The organism is Synechococcus sp. Cruz CV12-2-Slac-r, from assembly GCF_024346075.1.
In the GTDB taxonomy this organism is placed as follows: domain Bacteria; phylum Cyanobacteriota; class Cyanobacteriia; order PCC-6307; family Cyanobiaceae; genus Synechococcus_D.
Genome location: NZ_JAGQEK010000063.1, coordinates 1 through 10,087, shown reverse-complemented (window position 1 = coordinate 10,087; position 10,087 = coordinate 1). Strand labels below are relative to the sequence as shown.

General features: G+C 49.5%; 12 protein-coding genes. 4 read left to right on the top strand and 8 right to left on the bottom strand.

Annotated features, from left to right (window positions below; genetic code table 11):
- A partial coding sequence (locus KB557_RS06485) for a (Fe-S)-binding protein (protein ID WP_255132459.1) occupies positions 1–1,115 on the top strand: 1,115 nt, incomplete at its 5' end.
- Here KB557_RS06485 and KB557_RS06480 read toward each other — a convergent pair.
- Positions 1,116–2,390: a four-carbon acid sugar kinase family protein gene (locus KB557_RS06480; protein WP_255132457.1), complete on the bottom strand. Its 1,275-nt coding sequence runs from the start codon at positions 2,388–2,390 to the stop codon at positions 1,116–1,118.
- A gap of 8 nt (positions 2,391–2,398) precedes the next feature.
- On the opposite strand from KB557_RS06480, the gene KB557_RS06475 reads away from it, so the two are divergent.
- On the top strand, positions 2,399–3,535 hold the full coding sequence (locus KB557_RS06475) for an FAD-binding oxidoreductase (RefSeq protein ID WP_255132454.1): 1,137 nt from the start codon (positions 2,399–2,401) through the stop codon (positions 3,533–3,535).
- Here KB557_RS06475 and KB557_RS11200 read toward each other — a convergent pair.
- Genes KB557_RS11200 through KB557_RS06460 form a run of 3 tightly spaced genes read right to left on the bottom strand, consistent with a single transcriptional unit; the run spans position 3,512 to position 7,384 of the window.
- Complete coding sequence (locus tag KB557_RS11200; protein WP_255132453.1) at positions 3,512–5,587, bottom strand: acyltransferase family protein; 2,076 nt, start codon at positions 5,585–5,587, stop codon at positions 3,512–3,514. The two genes, KB557_RS06475 and KB557_RS11200, sit on opposite strands and share 24 nt — an antisense overlap.
- Before the next feature lie 48 nt (positions 5,588–5,635).
- Positions 5,636–6,493 carry a galactose mutarotase gene (locus KB557_RS06465; protein WP_255132451.1) on the bottom strand — a complete coding sequence of 286 codons (858 nt, stop codon included), beginning with the start codon at positions 6,491–6,493 and terminating at the stop codon, positions 5,636–5,638.
- A 9-nt stretch (positions 6,494–6,502) separates the two neighbouring features.
- Positions 6,503–7,384 carry an alpha/beta fold hydrolase gene (locus tag KB557_RS06460; protein ID WP_255132449.1) on the bottom strand — a complete coding sequence of 294 codons (882 nt, stop codon included), beginning with the start codon at positions 7,382–7,384 and terminating at the stop codon, positions 6,503–6,505.
- A 35-nt stretch (positions 7,385–7,419) separates the two neighbouring features.
- Here KB557_RS06460 and KB557_RS06455 point away from each other — a divergent pair, with 35 nt between their 5' ends.
- Positions 7,420–7,719 carry a hypothetical protein gene (locus KB557_RS06455; RefSeq protein ID WP_255132447.1) on the top strand — a complete coding sequence of 100 codons (300 nt, stop codon included), beginning with the start codon at positions 7,420–7,422 and terminating at the stop codon, positions 7,717–7,719.
- Positions 7,720–7,752: 33 nt separating this feature from the next.
- Here the strand turns inward: KB557_RS06455 and KB557_RS06450 are convergent, their stop codons facing one another.
- The 3 genes from KB557_RS06450 to KB557_RS06440 all read right to left on the bottom strand — a co-directional run bounded on the left by KB557_RS06450 (position 7,753) and on the right by KB557_RS06440 (position 9,140).
- Positions 7,753–8,220, bottom strand: coding sequence for a hypothetical protein (locus tag KB557_RS06450; RefSeq protein WP_255132445.1), 468 nt, complete (start codon positions 8,218–8,220; stop codon positions 7,753–7,755).
- A gap of 20 nt (positions 8,221–8,240) precedes the next feature.
- Positions 8,241–8,540, bottom strand: coding sequence for a hypothetical protein (locus KB557_RS06445; RefSeq protein ID WP_255132444.1), 300 nt, complete (start codon positions 8,538–8,540; stop codon positions 8,241–8,243).
- Between the two features lie 120 nt (positions 8,541–8,660).
- Positions 8,661–9,140: a hypothetical protein gene (locus KB557_RS06440; RefSeq protein ID WP_255132443.1), complete on the bottom strand. Its 480-nt coding sequence runs from the start codon at positions 9,138–9,140 to the stop codon at positions 8,661–8,663.
- Positions 9,141–9,219: 79 nt separating this feature from the next.
- Between KB557_RS06440 and KB557_RS06435 the strand changes: the two genes are divergently transcribed.
- A complete protein-coding gene (locus KB557_RS06435) occupies positions 9,220–9,642 on the top strand; it encodes a hypothetical protein (RefSeq protein WP_255132442.1) in 423 nt (140 codons plus the stop codon).
- A gap of 13 nt (positions 9,643–9,655) precedes the next feature.
- On the opposite strand, the gene KB557_RS06430 is transcribed toward KB557_RS06435, so the two are convergent.
- A partial coding sequence (locus KB557_RS06430) for a hypothetical protein (RefSeq protein ID WP_255132441.1) occupies positions 9,656–10,087 on the bottom strand: 432 nt, incomplete at its 5' end.

The following is a 10,087-nucleotide window of genomic DNA, read 5'->3' as shown; positions in this document are numbered from 1 at the left end:
CGGTTGCGGGTCATTTTGATAGCTGCCTTGGTTGTTTTGCCTGCGTTACCGCTTGCCCCGCTGGGGTTCGATACGACGAATTACTAGCGGAAGTGCGACCCAAACTGAATAACCCAGCTCTTCGTAGCCCCTTTCAACGGCAGCTGCGCCATTTGCTCTTGAATTTGCTGCCCTATCCGCAAAGGCTGCGGGCAATACTTTCGCCACTGCGCGCCTACAGCGATTCAGCACTTCAAAAGTTGGCCCGCCGCACTGGCATTACCCGCCTATTTGGAGCCGAATTTGCAGCGATAGAAAAATTGTTGCCCCCCTTGCCAGCTGGGGCATTTGGGCCTGATCCTGCGGGGCTGATTCCTGCTGATGGGCCCCGCCGCGCCAGGGTTGGTTTGGTGCTTGGTTGCGTGCAGCGGGTATTTGATCCAGCCGTTAATGCAGCCACCTTGGCGGTGCTCGCAGCCAATGGGGTGGAGGTGTTGCTGCCGCCAGGCCAGGGCTGTTGCGGCGCAGTGAGTGATCATCAAGGGGAACTGCTCCAAACCCAAAGCCTGGCCATTGATTTGGTGCGGATCTTTAATGCCGCGGCCGCCACAGAAGCGCTGGATGCAATTCTTGTGGCCGCTTCCGGCTGCGGCCACACCCTTAAGCGCTATCCGCAATTACTAGCCGGGCAAGAAGGCTTCACAGCTCCTGTTCTGGATGTGCACGAATTCCTTATGCAACTGGGCTTAAGTGCAGAGTTCAAAGCGCGGCTTACACCTTTAGCCGAACCGGTGGTGGTATTTCACGATGCTTGCCACATGATCCACGGCCAAGGAATAACTGAACAACCGCGGGAATTACTAAAAGCAATTCCTGGCTTGATTTTAAAAGAAGCTGTGGAAGCAGGAGTTTGCTGCGGTAGTGCCGGCATCTACAACTTGGTGCAACCAGAAGAAGCTGCTGCGCTGGGTGAAATAAAGGCCACTGATCTAAGGGCCAGCGGCGCCGCAATCGTTGCGAGCGCCAATATCGGCTGCAGCCTGCAGATACGCCAACACATGCAAAAGCAAAAAGATCCCTTGCCCGTGGCCCATCCGATGGAATTACTAGCCCGCAGTGCGGGTTTATTGCAGTAATCAGGCACCCAGCCGCCACTGCTCGAATAGTTGCCAACATTTCTTAAGGCTGCTGGCATCACCGAGATTGCCGGGAAAGGTAACGATCGGCATTTCACCCCAAATCGAATGGGCCGGTTGGGCTTGCAGCAAAGACAACCCTGGCAGCAACTGCCCCAAAAGCCTCAACCGCTCCAAACCAAGGCCATCACGCAACAAGGTGAAGCTGGTGGTGCCACCTTTGGCGATCAGATAAGCCAGTGGTGGTGGCAAGCTCAAGGCCAATTCGGCCATGGCAAGGGCGAGCTGGTTTTGCTGATCAGCGCTGATGGCCTGGCGTTCGCCGCGGCTGCTGAATAAAACCGGCGTGAGGCCTGCGGTAGCAATTGCGCTCAATTGCTGCCGCAGCCCCAGCTCTAGGGGTTCGCTTGCAGGATTTGCAAGCCATTGATCCACTGGAAATTCCACACCCCGGCAACTTGGTTCAGCTAGCAGCAACTCCAGCTGTTGATCCGAAAGGGGTACATAGGATCCCACCAGCACCAGGCCTGGGCCTTGGCGGGGGGGCAATTGAGCCAGCGAAAACTGTATGGCAGGAATTTGGGCCAAGCCGTTTAACAAGCTGGCGGCGCTTTGGCAGAAATGTCGTTTACCGGCCTCAAGCAATTCCTGCCGCAGCGATTTTCCTAAATCATCAAGATCTTGGGGGGTTTGGGCATCAACAACCGCCCATTCCCCAGCTGCTAAATCCGCCAATGAATCAGCGGCGTGCAAATTTTTAATGCGAGCAGCCTTAAGCCGGCCGCCACTTTTAAATTCCAGCCATTGGCCTAGATCACTGCTGCTGTAAGCAAAACGGCGATCTTTGCCAAAGGGGCTCAGATGCACCGGCTCGCCATGCAATAGGTGTTGCCCCGCAAGCGTTGTGCGGCCCCCTTGCGGGAAAGCTGGCACCAATAAATTGGCGTGGAATGGCCCCAGCAAGCTGCAGATCAGCTCCTGCTCCAAGGGGGTGTGGCCCCGCAAGGTGGAATCACCACGGCTCACCACCAGCCAAGGCCGATCCAATTCAGCAAGAAGTGGTTTTAAGCGTTTGCTGATCGTTGTAAACAACTCCACCACCTGGGCTGGCTCTAAAGCGCGGCTATTGGTGATTAAAAACAGCAAAGGCCCTGAATCCGCAAGGCCAGCCTTCAGGTTGTTGCTGCTGAAATCCAACAACAACGAACAACCATGAACGGTTTGAGATCCAGTGGGGTCGTCGTCGAAGACGATGATCTTGAGGTTGTGCTCCATCTGCCGGCATGCCGGATCAAGTTCCAGTTGTAACGCCAGAGCGCAATGAGTTAATGCAACTGGTGCAGCAATTGCATGCCAGCGCCAGCCCCTGGGTGCCTAGTGGCTTTGGTAATCATCTGCATTGGGGTGCGGCGCTGCAGCCAGATGCCGGCCCAACACTGAGCATGGCCCGCATCAATCGGGTATTGCAGCATGCGGTGGATGATTTCACCGTAACGGTGGAAGCAGGATTGCCTCTAGAGCAATTGCAGCAGGTATTAGCTGAACAGGGGCAGTGGTTGCCATTAGATCCGCCGGTGGCGGGGCCCAGCAGCATCGGCGGGCTGGTGGCACGGGGTTTAAGTGGCCGCTTGCAACATCACTACCGCGGCCTGCGCGATCAATTGCTGGGGCTAAGCCTGCTGCGCAGTGATGGCACTGCAGCAAAAGCAGGGGGCCGAGTGGTGAAAAATGTGGCCGGCTACGACCTCATGCGTTTGTTTACAGGAAGCTGGGGCAGCCTTGGGCTGATCAGCGAAATCACGCTACGCACAATGCCTTTGCCGCAAGCGCGCCGTTTATTGCGTGTATCTGGGCCGCTGTTGCAATTACAAGAATTACGCCAACATTTGTTGCTACGTAGCCCCTTGGCCTTGGAATTCATCCAGTGGCGCCAGGGGCCAGGGGCAGCTGCACTAATGCTTGGGCTGGTGAGCCTTGATAACACTGAGTTGCAACATCAACAGCAACAGCTGCTGCAGCTTTTGCCTTTAGGCCTGGAGCTGGATCACCGCAACGCAGAAGCAGAACAGCCGGTAGCGGCAGATCAATGGTTGCTGCGGCTGGGGCTTGAACCTGTTCAGGTGCACAGCTTGCTGCAATCAGCTGCCGCCACGGGCTGGCAGCTACAGCTGGGGGCTGCCAGTGGCATCGGGCTTGGCTTAGCAAAACTCAGCGAAATGGCCCCTTACAAGGTGGAAACTTTGCGGCGGGCCTGCAAGCAATTTGGCGGTTATTTAACAGTGCTGCAGGGGCCCAGCCAGCACCCAATTGCCGCTTGGGAAGATGCACCATCTCGGCGCGTAATTGAAGCTGTAAAATATCAATTTGATCCATTACAACAACTATGCCGCGGCCGTTTACCTGGGGTTTGCAGCAACTAAACCTTGAGCCTCAAGAAAACGTTGAAATGGTGCTGCTAAATCTTTACTACCGGAATAACTAAGATGATGGCTATCTGCATACTGCAAGGTGCCATTAATGCGGCGATGCTGCACACGGCCAGCAAATAATAAATAATCGGTGGGATCAAAAATATGCACATTTGGTAAACCTTTTGCTACCTGGGCCAAGCTGCGGCGCAGGGTGGTTTGCATTTCAGCTGTAATTGCAGCAGATGGAGAGCAGAAAGTGCCCCCCTCACGATTAGGAAGCAACTTAGCCCAGGCTTCGCATACAACCGGCTCCCTTGCCAAGATAGGCACATCGACAACAAGCACTAGTTGAATATCTTTTTCTGCCAGTTGTTTAGCAATCTTACGGGTGCTGGCTATGTAAGCATCTCGCACCTTAGCTGGGCTTAACTTGCGGCCATCCACATATACCGGAAAATCATTGGGGCGTCCGCGGCCATCAATATCAGCTAATTGCTTATTTAACCAAGTAGAAATCAAAACTATGTCGCCGGGTTGGAGCCTTTCTACTGCCCTATTTATTTCGCCGGCCGCAAATTGCCGGCAAGGCTCATAGGGTTTGTTGTCAAAACTTATCGTGATATCAGGGCTTATCAAACAACTACTTTTAAATGTAAAAGTAATTGCTTGCTTGCTCTTATTTGTTACCTCATCAAGCATTGGCAGCAGATGATGGGCATGGGAATCACCGAGCAGAAAGATTTCTGCAGCGCCAGGGCGGCCCGCCTTTATGCAGCGCTTGAAATCGGTGCGGCTTGCAGTGCTGTAAGGCGTCCAGTTCGCCACACTGCAGCTGGCATCACTAATTTCAGTGCCCACAATCACCGGGCGATGTTCTGCAATCTTTTCTAGTTTTGGCACTGGATCAAGGCCACTACCAAGAAAAAGCTTGCCCCTAAATGGATGAGCCAAAGCATCGATACCCGTCCAGGTAAAACCAATTGCTGCCAGTGCTAAGCCCCACTGCCACGGACCCGCCAATGGTTTACGCCGCACCGGTTGCTCAATCAGCACATAGGCCAACCAGGCAAAGCCAAAAGACAAACCAATCGCCAGCAGATACAACCAAACCCGATCGATGCCGTAGGTCCAACGTAAAAAGATCAGCACCGGCCAGTGCCATAAATACAGCGAGTAAGAAAGCAAACCGCAGGCAACCAATACCCGCTCCAGCCAGCGCCAAGGCAAGAAGCGTTGCGAGGCAGCAAGAAAACCTGCCTGCAACAGCAGCAGCGTGGCTAATACCGCCGTAAGTGCGCCAGGGGCAGGGAATCCCTGCTGCGCTGATGTTTTAAATAGTGCCAACAGCAGCAGGCCATAACCAATACCCCTGAGCCAAGCTTTCCCGCTCCCCGCTTTGAAACCTTGCAATTGGGCAAGCAGCAGCACTGAACCTGCGCTTAATTCCCAAAACCGGCTTGGCATCAAGAAAAAAGCCAAAATCGGTGCTTCCCGCGTCCACCACAAACTCAGCAGCAACGAAGCAATTACAAGCCCTAGCAATATCGGTATAGCCCTCCTGCGGCCAATGCCAATCAGTAAAAGCAGCAGCGGAAAGATCAGATAAAACTGTTCCTCCACCCCTAAAGACCAGGTGTGGGATAAAGGATTCAAATTTGAATCCAAGCCGAAATAATCGGTTGCTTTGGCAGCAAAGCGATTGTTAGACCAACCGTATAAAGCTTTTACGGCATCACCAAACAGGCTGCGAGTTTCAGTTGGCGGCACCAATAGGGCAATACCAAGGCTTGTTACCCCAACAGATGCCAGCAAATTTGGCAGTATCCGCCGGATACGCCGCAGGTAAAAACCACTTAGCTGTTGCCAAGGCGTTTCGGTGCTATGGCCAATTATTGATCCTGTTACTACATATCCAGAAATCACAAAGAAAATATCTACCCCGGCAAAGCCACCGGGGAGCCAGGCTTCATTTAAGTGATAAATAAATACTGCTAAAACAGCGATGCCACGCATTGCGTCGATATCGGGCCGATAGCTAATCCGCCGTTTTGCTTCACTCACCCAAACGCCACCACTTAATTACTGGCAAATTTATCAGTGCTTTTCCAGCTACAGGCCTTCCACCACGTAGCGGCACTGCAATTCCTGGCTTGCGCCTGCCGCTAATTCAAGCTTGCTATCGCCACTAATCAGGCTTTGGCGAGGGCCCGTCCAGGGTTCCATGCAAATCATCTTGCGGGGGGGGTCAGTCCAAAACACCGCCAGATTCCAGGGCTTGCTCAATTCCATCCGCAAACGTTGTTTCGCCGCAATATCAACAAGAGATACAGACGCTTCTGGCCGCACCAGTAGATCAATGCCCTGTTCAAGATTTTGCAATTGTTCGGCTGTGGCGGCAGGGGCCATTTGCAGATGGTTTAAGCACTGCTCAGGCATTCCTTCAAATTTGAGGCCAGTTAGATCGGAAACATTGAAATAAGGATGCAAACCAAAACTAAAAGGCAGCGATTGGCTGGAGCGGTTGTGAAGCGTGAGCAACACCTCTAGAGCACCAGGAGCTAGGCGGTAATCAAGTTGCAGCAGGAATTCAAATGGGAACTCCGCCATGGTGGTGGCGGTGTGGGTGAGTTCAAGCCTCACACCACAACCATCTTCCAAAGCAGAAAGCTGCCACGGCATGGTGCGGGCAAAACCATGTTGCTTAAGGCTGGCAACACGGCCATCGCCAAGGGGCAACTGGTCGTTTGGCAAATTGCCACAGATTGGGAATAGCACCGGTGCACCACCCCGGATCGACTGGCTCGGATCTAGAAAACGCGCCTCATCTAGATAAACAATTTCAGTGCCGCCGCAACACCAACCGGTAAGCAATCCACCCCGCTCAGGCACCAAACGGATTTGATCGCCACTGCTGGCGTCTGTAAATAACCAATGGGGATAGGGGCTGGTGAGCTGTTGCAGGGCCATTAGAAAAAATCAGTTGAGGGTTTGAAGCCATTGCAGCAGTTCTTTGTTAACAACTGCTGGTTGTTCGTCGTGGGGGCAATGCCCCGCCTCTAATACAACTTCAGTGGTGGCGCTTGGGGCATAGCTTTGAAATAAAGCCCTACGGCCTACAGCATTGATCCATGGATCGCGGATGCCCCAGAGCAACAACAAAGGAGCCTGCAACTCGGCAAATAAATGATCGAGCGGTTCACCTTTAGGGAAATCAAAAACAGTGCGAAAAACACCAAAAGCGCCTGGATCAAGCGATGGCCGCCGAATTGCTTCGATCAAAAAGTCGTCTACGTTGGTTTTATCTACATAAACCTGATTGAGGGTGCGTTTAATCGTGGCGGGCCGGCGCAGGTTTTCAAAGATCAAACGTTGCAAAACTGGGCTTTGCAGTAAGGCGGAACCAATTGTTTTGCGGGCTATTGCTGCAAAGCCTTGAGGGGGCTTTTGCTCACTGCTAAAAGGGCCGGCTGCATTTAGCAGCACCACTCCGGCGCACTGCTGCTTCAAGGCAGCACCGGCTGCAAGGGCGGCATAACCGCCAAGGGAATTGCCAACAACAACGGTGGGCTTGCCGATGCGCTCAGTTACGTAGCTGCAAAGCTGATCACGCCAGAGCTCACCGCCATAGGCCTCTCCAGATGGTTTCGCACTACGGCCAAAGCCAAGAAGATCTAGCGCATGCACCGGATGATGGGCTTGTAGCGCAGGAATATTGAAGCGCCAGTGGTCTGTAGAAGCGCCAAAACCATGAACTAGTAGAACCGGCACTCCAGAGCCGGAGGCATTGCGCTCTAGGCAATGGATTGAGTGGCCGCGAAAGCTCCAGGGTTCCGACACAGCCAATTCAGATTGATTCATGGATGCTAAAGATGCAAAGCGAGCAACGGATAGCAATGCCCCTAGCCAGTGCTGATTTAAGTGTGTTGTTTAGTGGTAGTGCCCTGTGGGCGCTGGCATTTTATGTGCCCCTAAGCGGACCGCTCTCAAGGTTTGAAGCAGAATTAATCACAGCTGGACTTGGGGAAGTTCAAAGGCAGCTCTTGCTGATTATTAGCAGCGTTGCTCTAGCCATAGGTGTGGGGATAGTTTTTCAGCTGATATTGAGTTGGGCCTTAAGCCCTAGCTGGGCAGCCAGCATGGGCTTACTTGCGGTATTAGCAACTGGCTTTTGGACGATTGCAAGCAAACAATAACTAAACTAAAGTTAAACAACAGCTAAAAAGTAGTTATTTAGAGGCGCCAACAAAACCACGAATATAATCTAAACCCCAATCGAGAGTATGGGGGGGAAGTTCATAAATATGATAAAAAATCTGTCTTTTAGCTGCTTCGATTCTTTCAATTCCTACAGCGCGTAAATTGGCCTCTGATGCAACAAAGAATTCAGCTAAAGCTGCTTGATTGCCGTTTTTTACGCCACTTACATATAGTTGCCTCAATAATCCAATTGCATCTGCTGTGGCGGGTGCAAAAGTAATCATCTCATCTCCCAAAGGGATACTCATATTTTTGATGCAACCCATCGAGAATTTCATTGCAATACGTGTTTCTTCAACAGACAAAGCGTCTTCAGCCTCGTCTCTAAAAAGGTGTTGAATTACACCGTTGGTGCACTCAATCATTCTAAGCAGAGCAACCTTATCTAGTTCGTCACTAGGCAAAGAAGTAAATAAAGCATTCCAATCATGAGCCATGTTTAGATACCTAAATGAGTTTAGTAATCGTCGCCATACTTCACTGAAGTATCAGCATTCATTAATTCAACAGTAGTTTTAAAACCCTGGGCAACTGTTAGTTCATGCTGGGAACCGATATCACGTAAAGCCGTAACATCGTATTCCGGGGCAGTGATCCAACTAAAACCTTTGCCAAAAGTATTATCCGGATTTACCACGTACCAATGGCAAGCGGTATCGGGCACGTTTACTGAACATTTGGTCCAGTCGTTATCCCACTGAGGCACTTGCACAAAAGACAGTGCAGCAAATAAAAAACCAAACAAGCTCAAAAACATTGGCGCTTAAGAATCTGTTACAAATCTAGCACCGATTCCTGATAATCGCGGGAATTACTCGTAATCTTGGCTTGGCGCCGCTCTGGGAGGGCAAGCAGCAAGCATAAACGCTTATTTACACTAAATATCTTTAAGCAGATCTTTTATCGAAATAGAGTTAGCTTTCAGCATATTTGAAGTAATTATTGAATTGCTATCTGCTAGATTTTGAGCAACTAAGCTTCCCAAATATTCATATTCTGCATATTTCCCGATAAAATTAAACGCCAAATTTTGGCAATTTTCGAGATCATTAAATGGGCAATCTTTTTTATGTGGATCCCATAAAGCAAGCGCTAAACGCTTAAAATCAATAATTCTATCATCACTAAGTTGCAACACAACATGTGCAACAATTACTTCAAAATCAATTTCCAATGGAAAACGAGCGAGTTGCTCTTGAGTGCATTTCTTAATCGCTTGATCGTGATTTGAAGCAACATTTAAAAGAATATCAAATTTTTCATCTGAAAATTCAAGGTAATCACTGCTTAAACCCAAGCCAAAATCCCAATAATTTTCGCAATATTCCTGCAGAAGAGCCCTTGTAGCTTGTTCCATTCGGTATTAATAGTAATTCAAATGCACTAATGCCTGTGGATGAGCGCAATTGGGGTGGTAACTGCCTAAAGTGATCTTATTGAAAATGCGCACCATGCCCATAAGAAAACTGCTGAAAAAAAGCTTGCTATGGGTATTAACTGATCCAAATAAAACAGAAACAGGCGCTGATCCGATCATTGCACTAGTAGAAAATCAAATTGAGCAAAAGGAGAAGGATCCAAAAGCTATAAAGCAATGGACCTACCTAATTAAAAAAAGATGGGATGAGATGCCCACCATACAAGGAAAAACCGGTTTAGTACTCAAATCATTGCTATTAATCCACGAAAAAATAACAGATGCAAATCCTTTAGAAGGCTATGAGGGTTTACCACTACAAGTGGAGCAGATCTACTGGGAAATATGGGATTTAATCGATGAGCATCAAGATCTGGAAACACCAGAAGAAGTTTTAGAGCAATGGATGACTCAATGCACCCCCGGTGATTTTTATCTTTAATTAAATTCGCAATTCAATTAATATATCTTGCAGCTTGCCAATTAATATTAAATTTATTCTTAGAAAGATGGACTATAACTTCCTGATCTAGTTCATTGAACCATTTCAGCTCCGCATTAACACCATTATTGCCGAGAGAAGATGTATTCTTAAAATTAAGATGTGTTGTGGCATATTCTAAAATTAGCAACGATTGAGGCAGTTTAGCTATCCAGCGATGGTGTTTGTCTTGATAATTTATGTCTATCCCAGTGCAACTGCTCGCAGCCTCCAGCCCAGATGGATCATCTATTAATTCTTCTTTACTAAGCCCATCATCTTTACAGGTATAAATACAAAAATAAATACTTCCCTTAATAATAGGCGCCTGGAAAATACTCAAGCAATCAATATCTGCAAGTAAATTCTTATATTGTTGAATCATATTAGAACTATCAAGGTCCTC